Annotated in this window: 21 protein-coding genes; 15 read left to right on the plus strand and 6 right to left on the minus strand. The window is 75.4% G+C overall.

Annotation, left to right across the window (positions count from 1 at the left end; all coding sequences use genetic code 11):
* Positions 1–44: 44 nt before the first annotated feature.
* From ACIO5D_RS00930 to ACIO5D_RS00945, 4 genes are all read left to right on the plus strand, one after another.
* Entirely contained in the window at positions 45–746 is a 702-nt protein-coding gene (locus ACIO5D_RS00930) for an AAA family ATPase (RefSeq protein WP_363606256.1), read from the plus strand.
* A gap of 293 nt (positions 747–1,039) precedes the next feature.
* A complete protein-coding gene (locus ACIO5D_RS00935; RefSeq protein ID WP_400793502.1) occupies positions 1,040–2,071 on the plus strand; it encodes a zinc metalloprotease in 1,032 nt (343 codons plus the stop codon).
* 178 nt (positions 2,072–2,249) lie between these two features.
* Positions 2,250–2,711 (plus strand): universal stress protein, encoded by a 462-nt coding sequence (locus tag ACIO5D_RS00940; protein ID WP_363606253.1) that lies wholly within the window; start codon positions 2,250–2,252, stop codon positions 2,709–2,711.
* A gap of 52 nt (positions 2,712–2,763) precedes the next feature.
* The gene (locus ACIO5D_RS00945) at positions 2,764–3,630 is read left to right on the plus strand and encodes a DNA-formamidopyrimidine glycosylase family protein (protein WP_400793504.1); all 867 of its coding nucleotides are present in this window, start codon (positions 2,764–2,766) and stop codon (positions 3,628–3,630) included.
* On the opposite strand, the gene ACIO5D_RS00950 is transcribed toward ACIO5D_RS00945, so the two are convergent.
* From ACIO5D_RS00950 to ACIO5D_RS00960, 3 genes are all read right to left on the minus strand, one after another.
* Positions 3,578–4,213, minus strand: a complete 636-nt coding sequence (locus ACIO5D_RS00950; RefSeq protein ID WP_400793506.1) for a uridine kinase — start codon at positions 4,211–4,213, stop codon at positions 3,578–3,580. The two genes, ACIO5D_RS00945 and ACIO5D_RS00950, sit on opposite strands and share 53 nt — an antisense overlap.
* Positions 4,214–4,271: 58 nt before the next feature.
* Positions 4,272–5,621 (minus strand): PQQ-binding-like beta-propeller repeat protein, encoded by a 1,350-nt coding sequence (locus ACIO5D_RS00955; protein WP_400793508.1) that lies wholly within the window; start codon positions 5,619–5,621, stop codon positions 4,272–4,274.
* A gap of 128 nt (positions 5,622–5,749) precedes the next feature.
* The gene (locus tag ACIO5D_RS00960) at positions 5,750–6,076 is read right to left on the minus strand and encodes a DUF4326 domain-containing protein (protein ID WP_363606250.1); all 327 of its coding nucleotides are present in this window, start codon (positions 6,074–6,076) and stop codon (positions 5,750–5,752) included.
* 109 nt (positions 6,077–6,185) lie between these two features.
* On the opposite strand from ACIO5D_RS00960, the gene ACIO5D_RS00965 reads away from it, so the two are divergent.
* The 6 genes from ACIO5D_RS00965 to ACIO5D_RS00990 all read left to right on the plus strand — a co-directional run bounded on the left by ACIO5D_RS00965 (position 6,186) and on the right by ACIO5D_RS00990 (position 14,437).
* Complete coding sequence (locus ACIO5D_RS00965) at positions 6,186–8,723, plus strand: SpoIIE family protein phosphatase (RefSeq protein WP_400651650.1); 2,538 nt, start codon at positions 6,186–6,188, stop codon at positions 8,721–8,723.
* Between the two features lie 147 nt (positions 8,724–8,870).
* The gene (locus tag ACIO5D_RS00970; RefSeq protein ID WP_400793510.1) at positions 8,871–10,544 is read left to right on the plus strand and encodes a sensor histidine kinase; all 1,674 of its coding nucleotides are present in this window, start codon (positions 8,871–8,873) and stop codon (positions 10,542–10,544) included.
* Positions 10,545–10,620: 76 nt separating this feature from the next.
* Positions 10,621–11,289 carry a response regulator transcription factor gene (locus ACIO5D_RS00975; RefSeq protein WP_363606246.1) on the plus strand — a complete coding sequence of 223 codons (669 nt, stop codon included), beginning with the start codon at positions 10,621–10,623 and terminating at the stop codon, positions 11,287–11,289.
* Positions 11,290–11,841: 552 nt separating this feature from the next.
* Positions 11,842–12,663: a transglycosylase family protein gene (locus ACIO5D_RS00980; RefSeq protein WP_400793512.1), complete on the plus strand. Its 822-nt coding sequence runs from the start codon at positions 11,842–11,844 to the stop codon at positions 12,661–12,663.
* Positions 12,664–12,957: 294 nt separating this feature from the next.
* Positions 12,958–13,713, plus strand: coding sequence for an SDR family NAD(P)-dependent oxidoreductase (locus tag ACIO5D_RS00985; protein WP_400651657.1), 756 nt, complete (start codon positions 12,958–12,960; stop codon positions 13,711–13,713).
* A 130-nt stretch (positions 13,714–13,843) separates the two neighbouring features.
* The gene (locus tag ACIO5D_RS00990) at positions 13,844–14,437 is read left to right on the plus strand and encodes a TIGR03086 family metal-binding protein (protein ID WP_400651659.1); all 594 of its coding nucleotides are present in this window, start codon (positions 13,844–13,846) and stop codon (positions 14,435–14,437) included.
* A gap of 30 nt (positions 14,438–14,467) precedes the next feature.
* Here ACIO5D_RS00990 and ACIO5D_RS00995 read toward each other — a convergent pair whose 3' ends face one another.
* The 3 genes from ACIO5D_RS00995 to ACIO5D_RS01005 all read right to left on the minus strand — a co-directional run bounded on the left by ACIO5D_RS00995 (position 14,468) and on the right by ACIO5D_RS01005 (position 18,569).
* On the minus strand, positions 14,468–15,664 hold the full coding sequence (locus ACIO5D_RS00995) for an alpha/beta hydrolase family protein (protein WP_400793514.1): 1,197 nt from the start codon (positions 15,662–15,664) through the stop codon (positions 14,468–14,470).
* Between the two features lie 64 nt (positions 15,665–15,728).
* A complete protein-coding gene (locus ACIO5D_RS01000) occupies positions 15,729–16,199 on the minus strand; it encodes a (2Fe-2S)-binding protein (protein WP_400651664.1) in 471 nt (156 codons plus the stop codon).
* Positions 16,200–16,274: 75 nt separating this feature from the next.
* On the minus strand, positions 16,275–18,569 hold the full coding sequence (locus tag ACIO5D_RS01005) for a molybdopterin cofactor-binding domain-containing protein (RefSeq protein ID WP_400793515.1): 2,295 nt from the start codon (positions 18,567–18,569) through the stop codon (positions 16,275–16,277).
* A 1,004-nt stretch (positions 18,570–19,573) separates the two neighbouring features.
* Here ACIO5D_RS01005 and ACIO5D_RS01010 point away from each other — a divergent pair.
* From ACIO5D_RS01010 to ACIO5D_RS01030, 5 genes are all read left to right on the plus strand, one after another.
* Complete coding sequence (locus ACIO5D_RS01010; RefSeq protein WP_363606236.1) at positions 19,574–20,641, plus strand: cytochrome P450; 1,068 nt, start codon at positions 19,574–19,576, stop codon at positions 20,639–20,641.
* Positions 20,642–20,704: 63 nt separating this feature from the next.
* A complete protein-coding gene (locus ACIO5D_RS01015; RefSeq protein ID WP_400793516.1) occupies positions 20,705–21,835 on the plus strand; it encodes an acyl-CoA dehydrogenase in 1,131 nt (376 codons plus the stop codon).
* Between the two features lie 116 nt (positions 21,836–21,951).
* A complete protein-coding gene (locus tag ACIO5D_RS01020) occupies positions 21,952–23,190 on the plus strand; it encodes a GNAT family N-acetyltransferase (RefSeq protein WP_400651866.1) in 1,239 nt (412 codons plus the stop codon).
* Between the two features lie 4 nt (positions 23,191–23,194).
* Positions 23,195–23,686: a type II toxin-antitoxin system RatA family toxin gene (locus ACIO5D_RS01025; protein ID WP_400793517.1), complete on the plus strand. Its 492-nt coding sequence runs from the start codon at positions 23,195–23,197 to the stop codon at positions 23,684–23,686.
* The gene (locus ACIO5D_RS01030; protein WP_400793519.1) at positions 23,683–24,957 is read left to right on the plus strand and encodes an aspartate aminotransferase family protein; all 1,275 of its coding nucleotides are present in this window, start codon (positions 23,683–23,685) and stop codon (positions 24,955–24,957) included. The genes ACIO5D_RS01025 and ACIO5D_RS01030 overlap by 4 nt, the downstream gene beginning before the upstream one ends.
* Positions 24,958–24,967: the final 10 nt, after the last annotated feature.

Raw genomic sequence — 24,967 nt, forward strand, 5'->3', positions numbered from 1 at the left:
GACAGGCCGGGGAGACAGGCCGGGGGACAGGGGGAGAGCCGGTGGTGGAGACGAAGGTGTCCGGGGCGGAGCCGTCGGCGGTGGGGGCACCGGCGCAGCGCGTGCCCGCGCCGAGAGCCGCGCACCGTGCCGTGGCCGGGCCGGCGGAACCGGCGCTGCGCCCGCGCGGCCTGCACGACCTGCGGCAGGGGTGCGAGGGCCGCCGGCCGACGGCGCTGCGCTACCCCGCCGACGGCCTGCTGGTCGTCTCGGGGCTGCCCGGCAGCGGGAAGAGCACACTGATGCGCCGTTGCGTACGAGCCCGGCTGGTCGACTCCCAGCAGGTCCGGGAGGAGTACGCCGCCCGGGCGCCCGGCTGGCTGCCCTACTTCGTCTACCGCCCGCTGGTGCGGATCGAGCACTACCGGCGGCTGCGGCGCGCGGTGCTGGCCGGCGGCCCGCTCGCGGTGCACGACTGCGGGGCGCTGCCCTGGGTGCGGCTCTGGCTCACCCGGGCCGCCGCCCGCCAGGGCCGGCGGGTGCACCTGGTGCTGCTGGACGCCAGTGCCGGTGAGGCCCGGGACGGCCAGCACACCCGGGGGCAGGCGGTCTCCGCGTACGCCTTCGCCCGGCACCGGGAGGCCGCGCGGCGGCTGCGCCGGCGGCTGGCGGGCACCGGACGGCCGCCGGCCGGCTGTGCGTCGGCCGTGCTACTCGACCGGGCCGGTGCGCGCGCCCTGCGGGAGATCGTCTTCGTGGCGTCGTAGTCTCGGCGAGGCGGTGCGGGCCGCCGACCCGGATCGTCCTCCCCGGCTCCCCGGCCGGTCGGACGGGACGGTGCGTCAACTGTCGGACGGCACGGGGGCGGTAGGGGATCGAGCGCCAAGGCATCCGCCGTTCCGGGCGGGCCGGGTGGGCCGATCGGGCTTCCGGGCGGCGTCCGACGGGGCGTCAGAGTGCCCGGCCCGAGCGGGTCCGGCGCGTCCGGGCGGCCCTGCGCAGCCCTGGCCGGGCGGCCGCCGGTGGCCGCCACCGTGACAACTCCCCCTCAGGAGCGCAGATGCGTCGTTCTGCCCGCGTCCCCTCGCGTGTTCCCCGCAGATTCCTCAGCGCCGCCGCCCTTGTCGCCGCCCTCGGGCTGACCCAGTTCGCCGCCCCCGCGGCGTTCCCCGCCGCCCGGCACGCGGCTTCGCCCCGGTGCGCCGACGCCGACGGCCGGCCCAGCCATGGCAGCCAGGAGGGCCGGAGTGGCCAGGGCACCGGGGCCCGCAAGCCCGCCGGCGGCCCGGACAGCCAGGAGCCGAACGCCGTCACCGAGGTCCAGGCCAGGGCGATGGAGACGGACCTGACCATCCGGGCCGCCCTGGCCGCTGTGGGCCAGGGCGGCATGCCGCCCGTCCCCGGCGGGCCGGGCGGCGTCACCACCATCCCGGTGTACCTGCACGTCATCCACTCCGGGGCGACCGGCCGGCTCGGCCCGGCGGACATCGCCAACCAGCTAGCCGTCCTCAACGCCACCTACGGCGGCCAGGGCGCGGGCAACACGGCCAGCCCGTTCCAGTTCCGGCTGGCCGACACCGACTACACCGACAACGCCGCCTGGTACAGCGGCATGACCCCGGGCTCCCCGGCGGAGAAGGCGATGAAGAGCGCGCTGCGCAGGGGCGGCGCCGGCGCCCTCAACCTCTACACCGCCAGCCTCGGCCAGTCACTGCTCGGCTGGGCGACGTTCCCGAGCCAGTACCTGCTGAACCCGACCGACGACGGCGTGGTCATCCTCGACGCGTCCCTCCCCGGTGGCGCGGCCGCCAACTACAACCAGGGCTACACCGCGACCCACGAGATCGGCCACTGGCTGGGGCTCTACCACACCTTCCAGGGCGGTTGCAGCGACCCGGGCGACTACGTCGACGACACGCCGGCCGAGGCGAACGCCGCCTACCAGTGCCCCGAGGGCCGGGACACCTGCCCCGCCGTCGGCCTCGACCCGGTCCACAACTTCATGGACTACACCTACGACTCCTGCATGACGCAGTTCACCCCGGGCCAGTCCGCCCGGATGGCCGGTTCCTGGGCGGTCTACCGGGCCTGACGGCCGGTCGGTGCGCGCGCCGGCGGCGGTGCTTCTTCGGCGTTGGCCCAGGGCGGCACAGGGTTCGAATGTATTCGGGGCTTCCGGCGTGGCAATTGGCGATCGTTTGCCCGTATCGATCTATGTTTGTGGTGCAAACGGCAGCTGAAGCCGAGGTAGTCGAGCAAGGAGCAGCGGCATGACCAACAGCGCGCACCCCCGGATCGTCGTCGGCGTGGACGGCTCGCCCGCCTCGGAGCAGGCGTTGCGGTGGGCGATCGACTACGCACGGCTGACCGGCGGCACCGTCAACGCGGTGGCCGCCTGGGAGTACCCGGCGTTCTACGGCTGGGCCGGCCTCAGCGTGCCCCCGGCGGAGGGCTTCAACCCCCAGGACCTGGCCGGGCAGACGCTCTCCGAGACGGTCGCCAAGGTCGTCGGGGACGACCCCGCCGTCCACGTCTCCGAGGCCGTGGTGCCCGGCAACGCCGCACAGGCCCTGCTGGAGGCGGCCGACGGTGCCGCGCTGGTCGTCGTGGGCAGCCGGGGCCTCGGCGGCTTCTCCGGCGCGCTGCTCGGCTCCGTCAGCCGGCACCTCACCGAGCACGCCCCCTGCCCGGTCGTCGTGGTCCGCGAGGGGCAGGTGGCCGCCGCCGGGTGACCACGGTCCGCGGAACCACGCCGGGCCGCCGCGCTCAGGGCAGGATGGAGACATGCCAGAAGGTGACTCCGTCTACCGCGCGGCGGCCCGGCTGCACGAGCTCCTCGCCGGGCAGCTGCTGACCACCGCCGACCTGCGGGTGCCCGCGCACGCCACCGCCGCGCTCGCCGGCCGGCGGGTGCTGGAGGTCGCCCCGCGCGGCAAGCACCTGCTCACCCGGCTCGAAGGCGGCCTCACCCTCCACACCCATCTGCGGATGGACGGCCGGTGGGAGGTCTACCGGCCCGGCGAGCGCTGGGCCGGCGGGCCCGCCTGGCAGATCCGGGCCGTCCTCGGCACCGAGCGCGGCACGGCCGTCGGCTACCGCCTGCCGGTCGTCGAGCTGCTCCGCACCGCCGACGAACCACGCGCCGTCGGCCACCTCGGGCCCGACCTGCTGGGCCCCGACTGGGACCCGGCCGAGGCCGTCCGCCGGCTCCTCGCCCACCCCGGCCGCCCGCTTGCCGAGGCACTCCTCGACCAGCGCAACCTGGCCGGGATCGGCAACGTCTACGCCAACGAGCTCTGCTTCCTCGCCGGCGTGACACCGTGGACGGCGGTCGGCGAACTGCCCGGCCCCGACCGGCTGGTGGCGCGGGCCCGGCAGCTCCTCGACGCCAACAGGCTGCGCCCCGGCCACATCACCACCGGTGACACCCGGCGCGGCCACCAGCACTGGGTGTACGGCCGGGCCGGCCGCCCCTGCCCGCGCTGCGGGACGACGGTGCTGACGGCGGGTCAGGGCGAGCCGCCGCGCGACCGGGTGGCCTACTGGTGCCCGTACTGCCAGCGCGGCCCGGCGCCCGAGGTGCCCGCCGGGCGGCCGCTCAGGGGCGTTCGACCAGGGCCGGGTGCCGAGGGTCGTCCACCCGGACGGTGAGGTCGGCCGTCTCGGCGGGAGTGGTCTCGGCCTCGTAGCGGGCGAAGGCGGGCAGTGTCCACTGCTCGTCGGGCGGGGTGCGGCGGGCGAGCGCGGCGGGTGTGAGCGCGAGATGGACGGTGAGCTCCAGGGGCAGCCACCGGCCGAGCAGCAGCGGGCCGTCCAGCAGCAGCACCCCGCCGGGCGGCATGGTGGTGTACGGCGCGCGGGTCGCACGGTCGGTCGCCGGATCGCGCAGCGAGGGCAGCACCCGGCCGCTGCCGCCGGGCTCCAGCGGGTCCAGTACCTCGCGGGTCAGGGCGCCGTCGTCCAGCCAGAGGTCGTGGAAGGCGTCCGGGTCGTGCCGCCCGTACTCCAGCCGGACCGAGGCCGGCCGCAGGAAGTCCGCCGCCGACACCCGCAGGGCCGGCCGGCCGCGCAGGCGCAGCGGCTCCACCAGGGCGTCCGCGAGCGCACCGGGGCGGGCCGCCGCGGCGCCGTCCACGGCCACCCGCAGCCACCGCTGCCCGGCGCCGGGCAGGGCGGTCACACGGTCGGCGAGGAGGTCGGCCAGCCGTTCGGGCGAGATCGGTCGTACCTGCATCGGGCCATCCTGCCTCGGTGTGCCGGGAGGTGGGGGGTTCGGGTGGGGCAGGGCGGGCTCAGGTGAGCGGGAGGGCGTACAGGATGTCGTCGTGGCCCGCGTAGAGCCGGGTCCGGTCCGCGGCGAGGGACCAGACGTCGACGCCGGGACCGGAGTCGCGGAACGTCCACAGTTCGGTGCCGGTGGCGGCGTCGAGGGCGCAGACACCGGCGGCGGCCGGGCCGGGGACGAAGAGGACGCCACCGGCCGGCAGCGGGTGGCTGCGGCGGTCCAGCCGGAACGGGAGGCGGCGGGACCAGAGCTCGGCACCGGTGGCGGCGTCGTACGCGGTGACCAGGCCGTTGTCGCGGGGGAGGTAGACGCGGGTGCCGTCGGTCACCGGGGACAGCGAGCGCAGCTCCCCGGCCGGGTCGGCGGCGGTCTCCCAGCGGGCGGAGCCGTCGGCGAGCCGCAGCGCCCGCAGGCCGGCCGGGCCGTCGGGGAGGTAGAGGTTCTCCTGGTCGGCGGCGCACCAGCGCAGGTTCTCGTCGGCCGCCGCCGACCAGGCGCGCTCGCCGTCGGCGGCGCCGCGGACCACCAGTGCGGTGCGGCCCGCCGTGGTGTCGCAGGCCGGGAGCCGGCCGCCGGCCGCGGTGACGGGCGTGAACAGCTGTTCGGCGGGCGCCACCGGACGGGACCAGAGCACCGTGCGGTCCGCGATCCGCACGGCGAACAGGGTGTCGCCCCCCAGGGCGCCCCCGGCCGGCCGGGCGGAGACCTTGCCGTACAGCGTGGCGCCGTCGCTGCCGTAGAGCGTGATGCTGCCGTCGAGGTGGTCGGGCAGCGGCAGGCTCCAGTCGGCGGCCGCGTCCGTGAGGTGACGGCCGTCGATGTGGCCGTACGAGACGGTGAACATCCGGTCGGCGCCGAGCACCACCCGGTCGGCCGGTGTGCCGAGGTCGCCCGGCCGGTCCTTGCCGGGCGTCTCGAAGACGAGGCCGCGCAGCGGGGAGCCGTCGGCGGGGTCGAGCACCTGGAGCCCGGTCCGGGAGAGGAAGAGCGGCCGGTCCGGGTGGTCGGTCAGCCGCTCGGGCGTCATCGCCGCCGGGCCGCGGTACGTCCAGAGCGGCTCCGGCCCGGCGATCCGGGTGGGCAGCGGCCTGGGCGGCCCGGGTGCCGGTCCGCCGCCGGACGGGCGGGAGACCGCCCAGAGCGCGGCGCCCGCCGCCAGCACGCCGGCCCCCGCCAGCAGCCGCCGCCGGCTCGGCCGGGGCCCGTCGCCGTCGGGCCCGGCGCCGCCGCCGACCACGTCCGCGGGCGCGGCGGCCCGGTCGTCCGCCTCCTCGTCCCACTGCCAGGACGCGCCGGACGCGTCCTCGGCCGGGTCGGACGCCTGCGTGGCGGAACGCTCGGACGCTGCCGACTGCATGCCTGATACCCGCTTCCCCCCGGGAGCGGCCGTCGCGCCGCCCTGTCCGACGGACAATACCGAAGCGGGCGGGGCCGCCCCCGGGGAGACCGGTCGCGGTGTGCTCGGACAAGCCCCGGGCCGGGCGGTCAGCCGGGGCCGTGGTCGGCGAGGTCGGCGAGGACCTGGGCGTGGCAGGGCAACGGGACGCACCAGCAGCCGAGGCGGTGGCCACGCAGGGCGGGGACGAGCGCCAGCAGGTCGGGGCGGGCCAGCAGATAGGCGCGGTACCGGGCGGTCATCTCCTCCCGGGTGCAGTCCGGGCCGGGGCGGTAGGGGCAGTAGAGCGGGGAACCGGGCAGGTGCCAGCCGCCGCGGTGCATCGGGCGGCCGACGTACAGGACATCGGCGAAGTCCGGGTCGTCCCGGTGGCCCTTGAGGTTGACCACGGTGGTGGGACCGGGGGAGGTCGGCATGCTGTCATGATGGCCCGCCGACGGCGGGGCGGCCCGATGGCGGGGCGGCCCGCCGGGGGAGGCCCGGCCCCGCCTTGACAGTCCCTTGACCCGGGCGTAGCAAGAGAGGATGCGCCAGGGTGTGCCGGCGGACCGGGACGGTCCGCATGTGACCGGCGGTACCCGGGCCGCGCGACCCGACCTGCGCCGCCCAGGGGAGAGCGGTGCCGCCGACGGGACGGCGGACGAACGGGACGAGCTGCTCGCGACCGCCGTCCGCACGGTGCTCGGCAGCACCGACGCGTACGGCGCCATGGTCTACCTCCGCTCGCGCGACCGGCGCTCGCTGACGCTCTGCACGCTCGCCGGTGTGCCGCTGTCGGTCATCAGCCCGTTCCGGCGGGTGGCCGCCGCCGGGCCGCTGCCGGTGGCGGTGAGCTTCCGCACCGGGCACACGGTCGTCCTGGCCGACACCGAGGACACCATGCGACGCTTCCCGCAGCTCGCCGTCGGGATGCCGTACGACTTCGCCTCGGCCTTCGTACCGGTCAGGGCGGGCCCGGAGACGTACGGGGTGCTCAACGTGCTCTGGGCGGCCTCGGCCGACGGGGTGCCGGACGGCGCACGGCGGCAGCTGCGGGCGGTGGCCGACCGGCTCGGGGCCGGGCTGGCCGGGCTGGCGGCGGCCGGGCACCCGGTGGAGCCGGACGGCGGGACGGCCGTGGCCGAGCTGGCGCCGCCGTCCGCGCCGACCACCCGGCTCGGCCTGTTCGACTGGAACGCGGCCACCGGGGCGCTCTCGGCGGACGACCAGTTCTGCGAGATCTTCGGTCTGGACCCCGCCGGGTTCGACGGCCGGGCCGCCACCGTGGACGCCCGGATCGCCCCCGGCGACCGGGCCGAGTTCCGGGCCGCCCTCCGCGGCGCGCTGAACCGCGGCCGGGTGCTGGCCGCCCGGATCCGGGTGCTCGACCGCGACGGCCACCCCTGCCCGGTCGACCTGTGGGGCCGTGTCCCCGAGGGCGACGGGCCGGATGACCGTACCCACCTGGTCGGCGCCGTCCTCGACACCCGGACCGGCACCGCCGCCGCGGCCGCCGTGGAACGCCTGCGCGACGGCGTCCTCTCGCTCGACCCGGACGGCCGGATCGTCTACGCCAACCACAGCGTCGAACTGCTGCTGCACGCCCGCCGCGAGGACCTGCTCGGCCACCACCCCTGGGACGTGCTGCCCTGGCTCTCCGACCCGGTCTACGAGAACCGCCACCGGGCCGCGATGCTCTCCCAGCGGCCGACCGCCTTCCTCGCCGCCCACCCGCCGGACGGCTGGCTCGCCTTCTCCCTCTACCCCGACGCGCACGGCGTCACCGGCCGGGTCGTCGCCGCCGAACCGCCCCCCGGCACGGCCGGGCCCGAGCCCGACCCCCCGGCCGCCGCCCGGACCGGCCTCAGCGCGATGCACCACCTGCTCCAGCTGGCCAGCGCGCTGACCGAGGCCGTCACCGTCCGCGAGGTCTGCCGGGCCGTCGCCGACGAGATCCTGCCGGCCTTCGGAGGCCAGGAGCTCGCCATCTACAACGTCTGCGACAAACGCCTCGACCTGGTCTTCCAGAGTGGCTACCCGGACGGCTTCCTCGACCGCTTCGAGGGCACCCCGACCGGCGCCCGGGTGCCCGGCGCCGAAACCCTGAGCACCGGCACGCCGATCTTCTTCGAGTCCGTCCACGCGCTCGCCGCCGCCTACCCCGGCATCCCCCTCGACGAGATGGGCGCCTGGGCCTTCCTGCCGCTGATCGCCTCCGGCCACCCGGTCGGCAGCTGCATACTCGGCTTCGACGAGGCCCGCGCGTTCTCCCCGGAGGAGCGCGGCATGCTCACCGCCCTCGGCGGGTTCATCGCCCAGGCGCTGGAGCGCGCCCGGCTCTACGACGCCGAGTTCGCCCTCGCCCGCGGCCTCCAGCAGGCCCTGCTGCCGCACCGGCTGCCGTCCCTGGAGGGCGTCCGGACCGCCGCCCGCTATCTGCCCGGCACCCAGGGCATGGAGATCGGCGGCGACTGGTACGACGCCATCGTCACCGGCCGCGATCTCAGCCTGGTCATCGGCGACGTCGAGGGTCACAGCGTCGGCGCCGCCGCCACCATGGGCCAGCTGCGCAGCGCCGTCCGGGCCTTCGCCACCGGCGGGCACCCGCCGGACGAGGTGCTCGCCCGGACCAACCAGCTGCTGCTCGACCTCGACCCCGGGCTGCTCGCCAGCTGCTGCCTGGTACGGCTCACCCCAGCCGACGGCACCGCCCTGATCGCCCGGGCCGGCCACCTCCCGCCGGTGCTGCGCCACCCCGGCGGGCGCGCCGAGGCGCTGTACGTGGCGGGCGGCCCGCTGCTCGGCGTCGACCAGCGGGCCGAGTACCCCGTCAGCGAGCTGCGGCTGCTACGGGGCTCGGTGCTCGCCCTCTACACGGACGGGCTGGTCGAGGACCCGGCGGTGGCGATCGACCACGGCGTGGACCGGCTGTGCGCCGCGCTGGCGCGCTCCGCCGGGGTGGCGGGCCGGGCGGCGGACGGGACGGCGGACGGGCTGGAGCGGCTGGCCGAGCGGCTGCTGCGCGAGGTCGGCTCGACGCGGCGGGTGGACGACGTGGCGCTGCTGCTCACCGCGTACGGGTGAGCGGGCCGGTTGGCTCCGGGCCCGGTCGGGCCCCGGTTCGCGTGGGGCCGTCCGGCGCCCGCGGCCGCGGTGAGGTGCGACTTTCGTCGGGGCGGGTCGCGACGAAGGGTGGCGGCGGGCCCCGGGCCGCACCGCTAGCCTCACCGGGTGGACGCGATAGCGAAGGCCTGGTCGAGGGCGGTACGGACGGCGTTTCCCGGGCCCTGGCGGCGCTGGCTGGTGGTGCGCGAGCTGGGGTTCGCCCTGCTGCTGGGCGTGTTCGCGGCGGCGATCGAGCTGATCGGCAGGACCGGTCTCTGGCTCCTCGTGGGGCCCGGCATCGCCGCGCTGTTCCTGCTGCGGAGGGGCGTGCCCGGCACCGTGCTGGTGATCACCGCCGCCGCCTGCGGCTGGTTCGGCGGGACGTTTCCGCTGCTGGTCTGCGCGGGGTGGTCGGCCGGTACCCGGATGCACCGGCTCTGGGCGCTGATCGGCTCCTTCACCGGCGGGTTCCTGCTGATGACGTACGCGGGCGTGGTGAAGGACGCCGGCGCGGCGCCGCTGAAGCTCATCATCGGGCTCGGGCTGGGCGGCTATCTGGTGCTCGCCGTGCTGCCCGCGCTCTGGGGCCGGTACCGGGCCCAGCGCCAGGCGCTGCTGGACGCGCTGCGCGAGCGCAACGACCAACTGCTGCGCGAGCGCACCATGGTGGCGCACCAGGCGCGGCTGCGTGAGCGGCACCGGATCGCCCAGGACATGCACGACAGCCTGGGCCACCAGCTGGCCCTGATCTCCGTCCACTCCGGCGCCCTGGAGGTGGACCGTACCCTGACCGACCGGCAGCGGGAGGCGGTCGGCGTGCTGCGGCTGGCCGCCGTCGCCGCGATGCGCGAGCTGCGCGAGGTGGTCGGGGTGCTGCACGACGAGTCCACGGCGCCCGCGCCCGTGGTGGCCGCCGGGCCGGCGGCGTCCGGGGGCGGCCGGACCGGCGGGGTGGCGGGGATCGAGCGGCTGGTGGAGTTCTCGCGGGCGGCCGGGACGACCGTCTCGCTCGGCCGGGACGGCGAGCGGCGCCCGCTGGCGGCCGCGGTCGACAACGCCGCGTACCGGATAGTGCAGGAGGCGCTCACCAACGCGCACAAGCACGCGCCCGGCGCGCCGATCAGCGTCGCGCTGCGCTACGAGCCGGACGCGCTGGTGGTGGAGGTCGCCAATCCGTGCGCGCCGGAGCTCGTCGGTGTGCGCGCCGGTGCGGGGGCGGCCGTCAGCGGTGGGCAGGGGCTGACCGGTCTGCGGGAGCGGGCCCGGCTGGTCGGCGGGATGGTGCACGCCGGGCCGACGCCCGAGGCGGGTTTCCGGCTCGCCGCCGTACTGCCGTACGAGGGGGCGGCGGACCAGGCCGCCGACATCGGCGGCGCGGAGCCGTGGGAACTGGACACCCTGCCCGCGGCCGACGGGGAGGCCGGTGCGCGGCGCCGGCGCAGCCCCGCGATCGGCTGTGCGGCCGGCGGGACGGCCGTGGTGCTCATCGTGCTGGGCCTGCTGGTCTGGGGCATGGTGGCCTTCGTCCGGGGCATCGACGGCGTGACCGTGCAGAAGAGCGTGTTCGACTCGATCCAGGTGGGCACGGACCAGGCCGGGGTCGAGGAGCGGCTGCCGAAGGGCAACCGTTTCTTCAGCAAGGACTGGGAGGGCAGCGGCCCGACCCCGCCGCCGGGCACCACCTGTCGGTACTTCATGTCGGACGAGCCCTCCGGGCACATGGGTGAGGACAACGTCATCAGGTTCTGCTTCAAGGACGGCGTCCTGGTCGAGAAGGAGAACTACCCGGTGAAGGTGTGAGCGCCGGGGGTGTGAGGATGGTGCACGGCACCGGCACCAGCGCTGCCGCCAGCACCGTTCAAGGGGATGACCAGCAGTGATCCGAGTCCTCGTCGCCGACGACGAGCCGCTCATCCGGGCCGGGATCCGGATGATCCTGTCCTCCGCCGACGACATCGACGTGGTCGTGGAGGCCGCCGACGGCCGGGAGGCCCTGGAACTGGCCCGGGCCCACCGGGTGGACGTCGTCCTGCTCGACATCCAGATGCCGGTGATGGACGGGCTCACCGCGCTCGGGGAACTGTCCCGGGTCGCGCCCGGCGCACGCGCGCTGATTCTCACCACCTTCGGGGAGCGCGATAATGTGCTGCGAGCCGTGACCGAGGGCGGCGCCGGGTTCCTGCTCAAGGACACCGCGCCGGCCGAGCTGATCCAGGCGGTGCGGGCCGCCGCCACGGGGCACGCCTTCCTCTCGCCCGCGGCCACCCGGCACATCGTGGACTCGCTGGCCGGGGGCCGGACCGGTCCGGTCGCGGCCCGGGCCGCCGCGGCACGCCGTCGGCTGGAGGTGCTCACCGAGCGTGAACTGGAGGTGCTGGCACTGCTGGGTGAGGGTCTGTCGAACGCCGACGCCGGGGCCCGGATCCATATGAGCGAGGCGACGGTGAAGACGTACGTCAGCCGGATCCTGGCCAAGCTGGGCTGTGAGAACCGGGTGCAGGCGGCGTTGCTCGCACGGGACGCGGGGCTGGACGGGGTCGGCTGAGGGGCATCGTTCGGACACGGTGCGTAGCGGACGTGGCGGATGCCACAGCGATCCGGCGCGGAACCGGGAACTCCGGTGGCCCCGGTGACGGTGTGTGGGATCCGCGTCGCGGAGGGTCGATGGTGTGGGCGCTCTCACGGGCCGGCAGGTGTGAGTGAGGGCACGGAAATTGATCGTTTGATCGTGAAAGTATGGTCAAAAGCTGTCAATTCGGGCACACTTTCTCGATCAATACCGCCGGTAACGGTCAACTGACCTGCAGCGTCCAGGAATTGCTTGAAGTGGCCCCGAACGGCCCGTAGCTTCATTGGCGGTGCAACGAGCACCACCCGGGTTCACCCCCGACGCACAGCCCGCCGGCCGACCCCCGGCGTCAGGGCCGTGCCCGTCGACGCGATCGGCTCGAACAGGCCGTCGGCGAGCGGGGGTGGCGGCGGCGGCAGGGCACGTCGGACACGTGCGTGACCGCCCGACGAGTGAGGTGAGCGCGACGACGGCCCCGGCGAGGGCCTGGTTCCGTCTGCCCGCCCGGGGCTTGTCGAGAGGATTTTCATGACTTTCCGTCACGAGAACGCCGCTGCCACCACCACCCCCACCAACGCCACCCCCGCCGGAACGCGCCGCCGTCGTGCCCGTCTGGCCCTGGTCGGCGGGGCCGTCGCGGCCCTTCCGGTGGCCGGCCTCGTCACGGCCACCTCGGCCTCCGCCGCTCCCGCCTCCGCCTGGGACACCGTCGCCCAGTGCGAGAGCGGCGGCAACTGGAACATCAGCTCCGGTAACGGCTACTCCGGCGGACTGCAGTTCACCTCCTCCACCTGGAAGGCGTACGGCGGCACCGCGTACGCGCCGCAGGCCCACCAGGCCAGCAGGGCCCAGCAGATCTCGGTCGCGGAGAAGGTCCTCGCCTCGCAGGGGCCGGGCGCCTGGCCGGTCTGCTCCCGGAAGGCGGGCCTCAGCAAGGGCGGCGCCCCGGCGGCCGTCGACACCTCGGCGGGTTCCTCCGCCAGGAACGGCTCGACGGGCTCCTCGAACCGGTCGGCCGCGCAGGGTCCGGCCGGTGCCAAGGCCCCGAAGTCCAAGGCGCCGCAGCAGGCCAAGCCCGCGCAGGGGCAGACCAACACCTCCGGTGGGTCCGGTTCGGCGCAGTCCGGAAAGGCGCAGGCCGGGAAGGCGCAGGGCGCCGCGAAGCCGGCCAAGCCGGCCCAGGGGCAGACGAACACCTCCGGCGGCGGCTACACCGTCCGGAGCGGCGACACCCTGAGCGGCATCGCGGCCAGGTTCGGCACCGACACCGCGAGCCTGTACGCCAAGAACGTCAGGGCGATCGGCGGCAACCCGGACCTCATCTACCCTGGCCAGACCCTGAGCATCTGACACCCGATCCGAACGGTGCGAGCGGCCGCCCCCGACGAGGGGCGGCTGTTCGGTCTGTGGTCAGGGTCGGCCGGGTGCCTCGACCGACGGGCGACGGGCGAGCCGACCGGCTCGATCGTGGTCTCCGGTAGCGCGGTGAACCCGGGCAGCCCGCGGTGGTCCCGTACTGCCAGGGCGCGGCGCGCCAGGTGATTGTTGAAGCTTGAACTCGACGTCCGAATACCGCCGGACCTTCGGCCGGAGTCGGCAGAAGATCGATTCATGTCCGAGAACATGATGAGGAGTTCTGCTGATATGACGATTTCTGTTCAGGCGAGGCTCGACGGCAAGGTGGCCCTGGTGACCGGCGGCAGCCGGGGGATCGGGGAGGCGGTGGCGCTGCGACTGGCCGAGGAGGGCGCCGATGTCGCGCTGACCTACCGGGGCGGCGCGGAGCGGGCCGAGGCCGTCGCGGCCAAGATCACGGGGATGGGGCGGCGCGGCTGGGCGGTGCGCGCGGACAGCGCCGACCCGCAGGACGTCCGGGCGGTGGTGGCGGCGGTGGCCGAGCGCTTCGGGCGGCTCGACATCCTGGTCAACAACGCCGGGATCGGCGTGCTCGGCCCGATCGCGGAGCTCGCGGCGGACGACGTGGACCGGGTGCTGGACATCAACGTCCGGGCACCGTTCCTGTTCGCCCAGGCGGCCTCCGTCCACCTGGGCGAGGGCGGCCGGATCATCACCATCGGCAGCTGTATCGCCCAGCGGGTCGCCTTCCCCGGTGCCACGCTGTACGGGACCAGCAAGGCCGCGATGATCGGGCTCACCAAGGCGCTGGCCCGGGAGCTGGGCCCGCGCGGGATCACCGCCAACCTGATCCACCCCGGGCCGATCGACACCGACATGAACCCGGCGGACGGCCCGGCGGCCGAGGCACAGCGGGAACTGACGGCCCTCGGCACGTTCGGCCGGGGCGCCGATGTCGCCGCCACCGTCGCCCACCTGGCGGGCGAGGACGGCCGCTACATCACCGGTGCGGAGATCGCGGTGGACGGCGGGTTCGCGGCCTGACGCGCTGAGAGGGGCGGGGCGGGGAGCGGGGGCGAGGACCGGCCCGGCGGTGTCGCGCCGGGCCGGTGGTCGGCGGCCGCGTTTACGATCGCCCGGTTCGACCTGTCTCCCCGAACCCGAGAGGTGCGCCATGACCGCAGCGGAAGACCCGATCGAGCTGCTCGCCCGGGCGCTCGCCCAGACCGCCGGGCTGATCGACGGCGCCGGCGTCGAGCTGGCCACCCATCCGACGGCCTGCCGGTCCTGGGACGTCGGCCAGTTGATCAGCCACCTCCTCTTCGACCTGCGGCAGTTCACCGTCCGGGCGAACGGCGGCAAACCCGACTGGTCGCAGCCCCTCGAACGGGTGGAGGACGACTGGCTGCACGCCTTCGAGGCCGGCGCGGAGGAGCTGGTCGAGGCCTGGCGCCGGGCCGGTGACCTCGGCGGCGTCGTGGTGGTGCCCGGCGTCGGGGAGCTGCCCGCCCGCTTCCCCGTGGACCAGCAGATCGCCGAATTCGCCGTCCACGGCTGGGACTTGGCGCGTGCCACCGGGCAGTCCACGGACGGCCTGGACCACGAGGTGGCGAGCGCCTCGCTGGCCTGGGCCCGGGGCGCGCTGCGGCCCGAGTACCGGGGTGAGGAGGAGAAGCACTCGTTCGGCCCAGAGGTGGCCGTTCCGGCGGACGCGCCGCCCTACGACCGGCTGGCCGGCTTCTTCGGCCGCGACCCGGGGCGGGGGTGACGCCCCGGGTGGGCGTTCTCCGGGCGAGCCCTAACCGTGGCTCCAGCGGAACTCGATCTCCGGGAAGCGCGTCGAGGGCCCGTCGAGCAGTGGTGACCGGCGGTTCCCGAGGAACCGGTCGAAGTAGGCCCGGGTGTACGCGCGGGTCAGTTCGGTCGCCCGGGCCGGGGCCAGGGTGCCGATGATCGCGGCGTAGAGGTCGGCCGGGACGTGCCCCGGCAGTCCGCCGGGGACGGCGACGTGCACCAGGTCGGTGTAGCTGAGATGGCCGGCCCCGCCGACCCTCAGCTGCCTTCCCCAGCCGCGCTGGTGCTCGCGCCAGCGCTGCCAGGTGTCGTGGTCGGCGATCGAGGTGAGCATCAGGAACGGGCGGTCCAGGCCGAGTTCGGGCACCGGCGAGCCGAACAGGCCGCCGTCCAGGTTCAGCCCGGCCACGAACCGGGGATCCTGGCGGACCGCCTCGGCGGCGGCCGCTCCGCCCATGGAGTGACCGAGCACCCCGATCCGCCGGGGGTCCACCGACGGCCTGCCGGGCCGGCGGGCGGTCAACTCCGTGGCCACAAAGCGGAGATCGCCCACGCGGGCGGCGATCTCCTTGCGCTCGGTGGCGTCCCGGTCCGGCGGGTCGTTCGACAGGACGGTACGCACCAGCCGGCCGTCCGGGAACTCCACGGCGGCCGCGTCGTAGGTATGGTCGATCGCCGCCACCAGATAGCCGTGGGAGGCCAACTCCTCGGCCAGGGCGGTGCAGTTGCTGCGCCCGCCGGTGCGGCCGTGACCGAGCAGCAGCAGCGGCAGCGGACCGGGGACGGCGGGCGCGCCGGTGTGCGCGCTCGGGCGGACGGTGCTGATCGTGCCCGGGTCCACCGGCAGGATCTCGTCGATGACCGCCGCCACCCGGGCCGTGGTGTACGGCGCGCGGGGGCGGCCGCCGGTGCCGAGCGCCGGATACCAGAGCTGGACCATGAGTTCGCGCGGGCCGGGTACGGGGGCGAACGGGTCCCGGCGGGAGCGGTCGACCAGGTGCAGATCGACGGTGCCGACCGGGCGGTCGCCGGTCGGGGCCGGCAGCGTGATCGCCCGGGGCCGCCCGGTGGCGGGTGCCGGAGCGGGTGCTGGGGTAAGCGCCGGGGCGGGCGCCGGAACGGCCTGGGCGACGGTGGTGGGCAGGGCGAGCGTCGCGCCGCCCAGCCCCGCGAGTGCCAGCAGTGAACGGCGCCTGATCATCCATCCGCCCTTCGGATCGGTCGGTCTGATGGCTGATCACCCTAGGTGGTCTGGACCGCGAAGGCTAGGGCTTGGTGGCTGCCCGCCGGGCCGCGGCCTTCTTGATCGCCTCGCGGATGCGGGGGTAGGTGCCGCAGCGGCAGATGTTGTGGATCTGGTCGATGTCCGCGTCCGTCGGGGCCGGGGTGCGGCGCAGCAGCGCGACCGCCGTCATGATCTGCCCGGGCTGGCAGAAGCCGCACTGGGCGACGTCGCACTCCAGCCAGGCCTGCTGGACGGGGTGCAGTGTCTCGCCGTCCGCCAGGCCCTCGATGGTGGTGACGCTGTGTCCGGCGCAGTCCCGGACGGCCAGGGTGCAGGGCTGGAACTCCTCGCCGTCCAGGTGGCTGGTGCAGGCGCGGCAGACGCCCACCCCGCAGCCGTACTTGGGGCCGGTGACGCCGAGCTTGTCGCGCAGGACCCAGAGCAGCGGCATGTCGTCGGGGGCCTCGACGGTGACCGGCCGCCCGTTGAGGACGAAGGTGTGGCTGGGCATGGGGAGTTCGGGCCCTTCGGGGGAGGCGCGGCCGGCGCTGTCGTGGGTGCCGGAGGGCGCGCGGGGCGGGCGGGGTCAGAAGTCGATCGGGAAGGAGCGCGGGCTGGTGCCGGTCGCACGGGCGTACGCGTTGGCGACCGCGGCCGAGGCCGCCGGGACGCCCAGCTCGCCGGCGCCGCCGGGCGGTCCGTTCGGTGGCAGGAGGTGGATCTCGACCGTGGGCGGGGTGTGCCGCTGCCGGGCGTAGCGGAAGTCGGCGTAGCTTCCCTCACGGACCGCGCCGTGGTCGATGTGGTTGCCGGCCTGGAGGATCACCGAGATGCCGTCGACCAGCGCGCCGGTCAACTGGGCTTCCAGACCACGGGGGTTGATCACCTGGCCGAGGTCGGCGGCGATCACCGCCCGGGTGACGCGCGGCTGCCGCAGGTCGGCGGCGTCGAGCTCGACCAGGTAGGCGACGCGCCCGCCGTTCTCCTCGTGGTAGCCGATGCCCTGGCCCTGTCCGGCGGGCATCGGGCGGCCCCAGCGGCCGGCCTGGGCCGCCCTGCCGAGGACGGCCCGCCCCTCCGGGCGGCGCAGCCTGGCCTGCCGGAAGGCGATCGGGTCCTGGCCGAGCCGTTGGGCGAGTTCGTCCATCATGATCTCGTCGGCGACCCGGACGGTGCCCGAGTACACCGACCGCCAGCTCCCGGTGTGCATCTTCAGCGGTACCTCGGACAGCAGTTGGGTGGGGACGCCGACGTCGTACGGGTTCCGCTCGCTGAGCAGGAAGAAGGCCTGGGAGGCGCTGAGCCCGGCCGCCGAGGGGCTGAAGCCGGCGGCGGTCAGCAACTCGCCGAGGCCGTGCCCGAAGTCGGTCTGCACGGTGGCGACCCGGTGTTCGTAGCTGAGCACCTCGCCGAGGCTGAACGTGGCGCGGACCCGGTGGTGGCTGGCCGGGCGCATCCGGCCGTGGCGCATGTCGTCGTTGCGGGTCCACATCAGCTTGACCGGCCGGCCGGCCGCCTTGGAGACCAGTGCGGCCTCCAGCGCGGCGTCGAAGAACAGCCGCCGGCCGAACGAGCCGCCGCCGCGCACCACGTGGATGGTCACGGCGCTCTGCGGCAGGCCGAGTTCGGCGGCGATGGTCTGCTGGGCGATGACCGGGGTCTGGGAGGCGAACCACACCTCGGCGCGGTTGGCACGGACGTCGGCGACGGCCGTCAGCACCTCCAGCGGCGCGTGGTTGACGAACGCGAAGTCGAACTCGCCGTCCACCTGGTGGGTGAGCAGCGGCGGGACGAGGAACGGCGCGTGGGCGGCGCGCAGCCGGGTCCGGATCCCGGCGTCGGAGAGCGCGGCGAGCGGGCCGGGGTTCCAGGTGGTGCGGAGCGCGTCGCGGGCCCTGAGGGCCTGGTCGAAGGTCTCGGCGAGGACGGCCACACCGGTGGGGATGGTGACCACGCCGAGGACGCCGGGCATGGTGCGGGCGGTGGCGGCGTCCAGGGATCCGAGGGTGCCGTTGATGGTCGGGGGGCGGGCGACCACGGTGGGCACGGCGCCGGGGACGGTCAGGTCCCCGGCGTACTTGGCGCGGCCGGTGACGATGTCACGGGCGTCGATCCGGCCGGTCGGCCGGCCCACCAGGCGCAGCCGGTCGGGCGGTTTGGGGGTGGCGGGCACGGCCGGGGTGGCGATCGCGGCCGCCGCCGTGGCGAGTTCGCCGTAGCCGGCCCGGCGGCCGTCGGGGGCGAGGACGGCGGAGCCGGCGGTGCGCAGGCCGGCGGCGGGCAGTCCCCAGCGCTGCGCGGCGGCGGTCACCAGCCGGGCACGGGCCCCGGCGGCCGCGGCGCGCACCGGGTCGTACAGCGAGCGGACCGAGTTGGACGCGCCGGTGAGCTGGTTGAACAGGAGGTCCGGGCGGCCGTCGGAGAGCGGGACGTCCACGTCGGTCAGCCGGGCGTCGAGTTCGTCGGCGACCAGCATCGCGACGCTGGTGGTGAGGCCCTGGCCGACTTCGAGCCGGGGGAGGTGGAGCACGGCGCGCCCGGCGGTGGTGATCTCCAGCACGAGGAGGTGGGAGGTCGGCAGCCCGGCCACGATGAGCGCGTCGCCGAGGCTGAGCACGTCGGGGACGCCGGACACGCCGGGCAACCTGACCCCGCCGGAAGGCCCTTCGGGGCGGCCGACGGCGCCGGCGGCCGACGGGGCGGTGTCCCGGCCGAGCCCGGCGGCGACGGTGAGGGTCGGGGCGGCGAGCAGATAGGTGAGGAAGCGGCGGCGGGCGGCCGGCGGCCTCCGGTGGGGCGGCCCGGGGACGCGGGGGGTGACGCCGTCCCGGGCCGTGCCGCACCCGGCCTCGGGGGCCGTGGCGTCCCGCGCGTTGTCCACTGGGTCGATGGAGGTGCTGATGGGAGGAGCCCTTCGAGCCGATGGCGGCTCCGGCCGGGCGGGCCTCGGCGGCCCCGGCCCCGGTGCCGGATCGCGAACGCGAACGCGAACGCGGACGAGCATAGGAGCGTGCTACTGGCCGGTCAACACGGGCGTTTCGGGCCCGGTCGGACATCTGATCGGACGTCGGGTCGGGTGGGTACGGACGGCACCGGACACATTGGGTCGGGCGTCCGGTACCGCCGTCCGGGTGTGGACGCGGGGTGTCGTACGGGGGTTCAGTGCCCGTGTGCCGGTACGGATGAGGGCGGTATCGGGCGGGCCGGACCGCCCGCGGCGGGGGTGGGGGCGGGCGCGCCGGTCCGCCGGTGCGTCCCTCGCGCTGTTCGGCCTGCGGCCTGGAGCGCCGGCGCCCCGGGCGGCGCGGGATCCGCGGTCCGCGCCGGCCTGCGCGCCCCCGGGAGCGTGAACGCCGGGCGTCGTGCGGCGGGTGGACTCATGGGATTCGGCCTCCTTCCGGCCCAGGCCGACGGTGGACGGCCCTGGGTCGCCCGCGAAGGCTACCGAGTCCGCGCGCCCGTGGAGACACTCCGGGGGAGTGGGGTTGACGTCGGACGGTCGGTGTTCGACCGGCCCGCGATGCCGTTCCCGGTCGGGGCCACCGGCCGCCCGGCCGGGAATTCCCGGAGAATGGCAGAGGTGATTATAGGATCAATATGCCGGTGAATTCGGGCGCGTATGTCGTGGCGCCCGCCGTATATCTCGACTAGCCTCCCCTGGAGTATTGGCGAACTGTTCGTGCCGCCGCCTGGCGGCCTCGGTGTGGTCGGCGGGAGTCGAGGGCGGGGCTGGTGGATACGGAGTCGACTCTTTTTTCGATTTTCACGGCGGACGGCAGGAGCAATCCTTATCCGCTGCTGGCCGAAATCCGGAGAATCGACCCGATTCACTATCATGAGACTTTCGGGACGCGCTTTCTGACGCGGTTCGACGACTGCCAGAGCGTGCTGGCCGATCCCGGTTTCCTGGTGCCCGACCGGGAGTGGTGTGCCCACGCACTACCGGAGTGGCCGGGGCATCCGGCCGCGGACTTCTTCTACTCCTCGATGCTCGCCCGCAACGGCTCGGACCACGAGCGCCTGCGGCGGCCGGTGGCCGGCGCGTTCACCGCCCGGAGGGTGGCGGCGCTGCGGGCGGCGGTCGAGCGGATCACCGCCGGGCTGCTGGACCGGTTCGCCGACGCGACCTCCGGCGGCGGTGCGGCGAACTTCCAGGAACTGGTGGGGTATCCGCTCCCGGTCGCGGTGGTCGGGCAGCTCATCGGCGTCCCCCGGGAGGAGCAGGGGCAGTTCGACGAACTGGGCCGGGGAGCCAGCCGGCTGCTGGAGCCGGTGCGCACCCCGGAGGACTGGGACCGCGCCGACCGCGCGGTCGTGGCGCTGCGGGAGTACTTCGCCGCCCTGCTGCGCGAGCGCCGTTCCCGCCCGGCCGAGGACCTCGCCTCGGCCCTGCTCGACCAGCGGGGCGCCCCCGAGGCGCGGCTGACGGAGCGGGAGCTGGTCGACCTCCTGCTGCTGGTGTTCGTCGCCGGTTTCGAGACCACCACCGGTCTGCTCGGCCTGATGGTGTTCGCCCTGCTGACCCACCCGGTCCAGCTGGCCCTGGTCCGCGCCGACCCCGCGCTCAGGCCCGGTGCCGTCGAGGAGTCGCTCCGGTGGGACTCGCCGGTGATGATGACCGAACGCATCGCCGCCCGCCCCCTGGTGCTCGCCGGCACGGCGGTGCCCGCGGGAGGAAGCGTGACCGTGGTGCTCGCCGCGGCCAACCGCGATCCCGCCCGGCACCGCGATCCGGACGCCTTCCTCGTCCGGCGGCCGGACACCAGGGTGCTCAGCTTCGGCGCCGGGGCGCACTACTGCCTGGGCGCGGCGCTCGCCCGCCTGGAGGGCGCCGCCCTGCTCGGTCAACTCCTGGACAGATTCCCGGATCTCGCGATCGCCGGCCCACCGGTGCGGCGGGCCGCCGTCAGCCTCCGCTCGTTCGACGACCTCCCCCTGGCCGCCACCGGTTAGCGGCCCGGCGGCCGGCCGCCGCCCGCCCGCACTCCCGCACAGCCGTCCCCCGAAGGGCCTCCCGTGAACTTCCTGCACCTCGAACGCGCGACGCTCGAGACCTTCCTGCCCGGACTCGACACGGCGCTCGCCCGACACCCGCTGGCGGAGCTGGAGAGCGCGCCCAGCCCGGCGATCCGGGCGTTCCGGGAGGCCGGTGGCCCCGGGCTGCTGGTACCGGCCCAGAACGCCGGCTCGGGCGCGACCGCGTTGCAGGCCGTCCGGGTGCAGCGGGCCGTCGGCGCCCGCTGCCCCTCGCTGGCGGTGGCCACCACCATGCACCACTTCTCGGTCGCCGGCCTGGTCGAGGCCGCCAAGTACGGCAGCGGGCTGGAGGGCCAGCTGCTGGAGGCGGTCGCGACCGACCGGCTGCTGCTGGCCTCGGGCTTCGCCGAGGGCAACACCGGCCAGAACATCCTCCGGCCGCACATCACCGCCGAACGGCGCGGCGACCGCATCGTGCTGAACGGCAGCAAGATGCCCTGCAGCCTCTCGCGCTCGATGGACCTGCTGACGGCCTCCGTCACCATGGCCGACGAGGACGGCGTCGACCGGCTCGCCGTCGCGCTCGTCCCGGCCGACACCCCGGGGATCGAGGTACGGCCCTTCTGGCGGACCCCGGTCCTGGCCGGCGCCGAAAGCGACCAGGTGGTGCTCACCGAGGTGGAACTCGACCCGCAGATGGTGGTGCTCACCGACGTCACCGCCGACGCCGTCCCGGACTCGCTGAACGTGGCCGGGTTCCTCTGGTTCGAGCTGCTGCTGACGGCGGGTTATCTCGGGGTGGCCAGCGCCCTGGTGGAACGGGTCCTGAACCGGCCGGGCGGCGCCGAGGAGGACCCGACCCCGTACCTGGTGGGGGTCGAGGCCGCGATGCTCGCGGTCGAGGCGGTCGCCCGCGCGATGGAGGACGAGGAGTGGGGCGACGCCCTGCTCGTCCGGGCGCTGACCGCCAGGTACGCGGCCCAGGACGCGATCGCCCGCACCACCAGGACCTGCCTGGCGGCGCTGGGCGGCATGGCGTTCATCGGCTCGCCCGACGGCTCCTACCTGGCGTCGGCGGCCGTCGGCCTGACCTTCCACCCGCCGTCCCGGAACCGGATGGCCCGCCCGCTGCGCGACTTCCTGGACGGCCGCCCGCTGCGGATCGGCTGACGTCCGTCCCCGGATCCGGCCCGCGCCTCCCGGCCCGGATCCGTGATCCGCGCCCCACCCCGCGCCCCGACCCGCCACCCCGACCCGTCCCTCCGACCCGTGAGCAGGTGACCTCGATGGACCCGGCCGCCGCCCGCCACCCCGGCTACCGCGTCGAGATCCTTCCCGGCGTCGACGCGCTGCCCCGCGAACTGTGGGCGGAACTCGCCCCCGGCGACGACCCGATGTGGGCCCGCGGCGTCTTCACCGCGCTGGCGCACTCCTCCGTCGGGCCCGACGGCTATGCCTGCCTGGTGGTGCGCCGCGCCGGCCAGGTGGTCGCGGTGCTGCCGCTCTCCCTGTTCCGGGAGCTCCGGCTGGACCACGTGGTCGGCCCGCGCGAGCGCCGGCTGCTGGCGCCCGTCCGCCGGGTGGCGCCGCGGCTGCTGCGGGTGCCGATGCTGTTCTGCGGCAACCTGCTGGGCCAGGGGCACGTCCTGGCCCCGGGCCCGCTGGACGAGGAGGCCGGCCGGCTGCTGGTGCGCGCGGTGCTCGACTTCGCCCGGCGGGAGCGGCTGGGCACCGTCCTCTTCAAGGACTTCGCCCCGGCCGAGCTGGACCGGCTGCGCCCGGCCCTGGAGGAGTCCGGTTTCTTCTTCGCCCCGGGCCTGCCCGACACCGAACTCCGCCTCGGGTACGGCTCGTTCGACGACTACGTCGCCGCGCTGCCGGCCAAGCCGCGGCGCAACGCCCGCAGCAAGATCCGCAAGTTCCAGGCCCGGCCGGACCTGCGGATCGAGGTCCTCGACGACTTCGGGCACCTGCTGCCCCAGGTGCTCGCCCTCTACCGGCAGGTGATGGCGCGCGCCGACCAGACCCTCGACGTCCTCGACGGCTCCTTCCTGGCCGCCGTGCACGCCGGCACCGACCCGGACCGCCGGCTGGTCGCCTGCTTCGAGGGGGACCGGCTGGTCGCGTTCCTGCTCTGCCTCTTCGCCGGGTCGGGAGCCGTCGGCGCCAGGATCGGTCTCGACTACCGCCTTGCCCACGAGGCCCGGCTCTACCACAACGTGCACTACGCGGCGATCCGGCTCGCGATCGAGGCGGGCTGCCGCCACATCCGCTTCGCCCAGACGGCGTACGAGCCGAAACTCGAACTCGGCTGCGACCTGGTCGAACAGCGGCACGCGATGACCCACGTCCGGCCGCTGCCCCGCGCCGTGCTGCGGCGGCTGCTCCCGCCCGCCCTGGCCGCCTCGGTGGCCGAGGCCCTGGGCCCGAACGCCCCGGCCGGTCCGGGCCCGCTCGCTCCGGCGGCCGGTCCGGCGGCCGGCCCACCGGTCGGCGTGCCGGCCGCCCCCGACGGAGAAAGGTGAAGCCATGCCACGCGTGGAAGTGGATCTGCCCATCGAGGTTCCGCCCGACACCGCCTGGGCGGCGGTGGTCGACGTGGAGAGCTACCCGGACTGCATGGAGAGCGTCGACTCGGTGGTGGTCACCGACCGGACCGACGACCGGCACCGGACGACCGCGTGGTCGGTCCGCCTCAAGGGATCGGTCCTGCACTGGACCGAGGCCGAGGTGATCGACCCCGAGGCCCGCCGCTTCTCCTTCCACCAGGTGAGCGGTGACCTCGGACACTTCGCCGGCCACTGGGCCGTCCGCCCGGCACCGGGCGGCGGCAGCACCGTCTCCCTGCACGTCGACTTCGACATCGGCATCCCGCTGCTCGCCGCGATGCTCAACCCGGTGGCCGCGGACGCCCTCAGGGAGAACGCCGCCCAGATGCTGGCCGCCCTCGAACAGCGGCTGCTGGGGGCCGCGCCCGCCGCCGGCACCCACCGCCCGCTCGACCCGGCGGTCGCGCCGTGACCGCCGCGCCTGCGGCCGGGCCAGCCACCGCCGCCTCCACCGCCCCGGCCACCGCCACCGGGGTGTTCGACCAGTTGCGCCGCCACCTCTCCCCGAAGCTCGCCCTGACCGGCAGCTTCGCCGGGCGCGGAGCCGTCGAGGAGTCCGCCGGCGGGTGCCGGGTGACGCTCTCCGACGGCCGCTCGGCGCTGGACTTCGGCTCGTACGCCGTCACCCTGCTCGGCCACCGCCACCCGGCGGTGGTGGCCGCCGTCCGGCGGCAGCTCGACACCATGCCGACCTCCACCCGCAGCCTGGCCAACCCGGTCGCGGCCGGGGCGGCGGCCTGCCTCGCCGGCTACCTGGGCGACGCGCTGCCGAAGGTCTACTTCGGCCTCAACGGTGCCGACGTGGTGGAGGTCGCGGTCAAGCTGGCCCGGCTCGCCACCGGCCGGGCCCGGGTCCTGGCGGTGCGCGGCGGCTTCCACGGCAAGTCGCTCGGCGCGCTCGCGCTGACCCACAGCCCGCTCTACCGGGTGGGCCTGCGCGGCTGTGCGGTGGACGTCGTCCATCTGGACCCGGAGGACCCGGACGCGGTGCTCCGCGAGGCCTCCGCCGGCGATGTGGCCGCCGTCGTCTTCGAGCCCGTCCAGGGCGAGAACGGTGCCGTCCCGCTGTCGGCCGAGGTGTTGCGCCAGTGGTGCGAGGACGCCCACCGGCACGGCGCGTTCGCCATCGCGGACGAGATCCAGTGCGGGCTGCGCCGGTGCGGCGAGCGGTCGGTCGCCCTCGCCGACGGCCTCCCCGTCGACGCGGTGCTGCTCGGAAAGCCGCTGGGCGGCGGGGTGGTGCCGCTGTCCGCGCTGCTCTGCTCCGAGCGGATGTACGCCCCGCTGGCCGCCGACCCGTTCCTGCACTCCGCCACGTTCGGCGGCCATCCGCTGAGCTGCGCGGCGCTGCCGGCGGCCCTCGCCGCGATCGAGGAACTGGCCGGCCACGGGGCCGAGTTGTCCCGTCTTCTGGACCTCGCGCTGGACGGTCTCGGGCAGCGCTACCCGGGTGTGGTGACCGAGGTGCGCGGCCGGGGCCTGCTCCGGGGGATCGACTTCGCCACGCCCCGGGCGGCCGGCGCGGTCGTGGTCGAGCTGGCCGGTGCCGGGCTGCTGGTCTCGCCCTGCCTGGGCCGGCCGACCACCGTGCGCCTGCTGCCCCCACTGGTCGGCACCGGAGCGGAGATCGCGGAGGCGATCGGGATCCTCGACGCCGCGATCGCCGCGACCGCGGCGGGTTGACACCACACCC

The sequence above is a fragment of the Kitasatospora sp. NPDC087315 genome, assembly GCF_044744345.1.
Lineage (GTDB): Bacteria > Actinomycetota > Actinomycetes > Streptomycetales > Streptomycetaceae > Kitasatospora.

Bases quoted from the DNA above. Each gene is read 5' to 3' on its own strand.
- ACIO5D_RS00935 (WP_400793502.1), top strand. From the start codon at position 1,040: ATGCGTCGTTCTGCCCGCGTCCCCTCGCGTGTTCCCCGCAGATTCCTC.
- ACIO5D_RS00940 (WP_363606253.1), top strand. From the start codon at position 2,250: ATGACCAACAGCGCGCACCCCCGGATCGTCGTCGGCGTGGACGGCTCG.
- ACIO5D_RS00945 (WP_400793504.1), top strand. From the start codon at position 2,764: ATGCCAGAAGGTGACTCCGTCTACCGCGCGGCGGCCCGGCTGCACGAG.
- ACIO5D_RS00950 (WP_400793506.1), bottom strand. From the start codon at position 4,213: ATGCAGGTACGACCGATCTCGCCCGAACGGCTGGCCGACCTCCTCGCC.
- ACIO5D_RS00955 (WP_400793508.1), bottom strand. From the start codon at position 5,621: ATGCAGTCGGCAGCGTCCGAGCGTTCCGCCACGCAGGCGTCCGACCCG.
- ACIO5D_RS00960 (WP_363606250.1), bottom strand. From the start codon at position 6,076: ATGCCGACCTCCCCCGGTCCCACCACCGTGGTCAACCTCAAGGGCCAC.
- ACIO5D_RS00965 (WP_400651650.1), top strand. From the start codon at position 6,186: ATGCGCCAGGGTGTGCCGGCGGACCGGGACGGTCCGCATGTGACCGGC.
- ACIO5D_RS00980 (WP_400793512.1), top strand. From the start codon at position 11,842: ATGACTTTCCGTCACGAGAACGCCGCTGCCACCACCACCCCCACCAAC.
- ACIO5D_RS00985 (WP_400651657.1), top strand. From the start codon at position 12,958: ATGACGATTTCTGTTCAGGCGAGGCTCGACGGCAAGGTGGCCCTGGTG.
- ACIO5D_RS00990 (WP_400651659.1), top strand. From the start codon at position 13,844: ATGACCGCAGCGGAAGACCCGATCGAGCTGCTCGCCCGGGCGCTCGCC.
- ACIO5D_RS00995 (WP_400793514.1), bottom strand. From the start codon at position 15,664: ATGATCAGGCGCCGTTCACTGCTGGCACTCGCGGGGCTGGGCGGCGCG.
- ACIO5D_RS01000 (WP_400651664.1), bottom strand. From the start codon at position 16,199: ATGCCCAGCCACACCTTCGTCCTCAACGGGCGGCCGGTCACCGTCGAG.
- ACIO5D_RS01020 (WP_400651866.1), top strand. From the start codon at position 21,952: ATGGACCCGGCCGCCGCCCGCCACCCCGGCTACCGCGTCGAGATCCTT.
- ACIO5D_RS01025 (WP_400793517.1), top strand. From the start codon at position 23,195: ATGCCACGCGTGGAAGTGGATCTGCCCATCGAGGTTCCGCCCGACACC.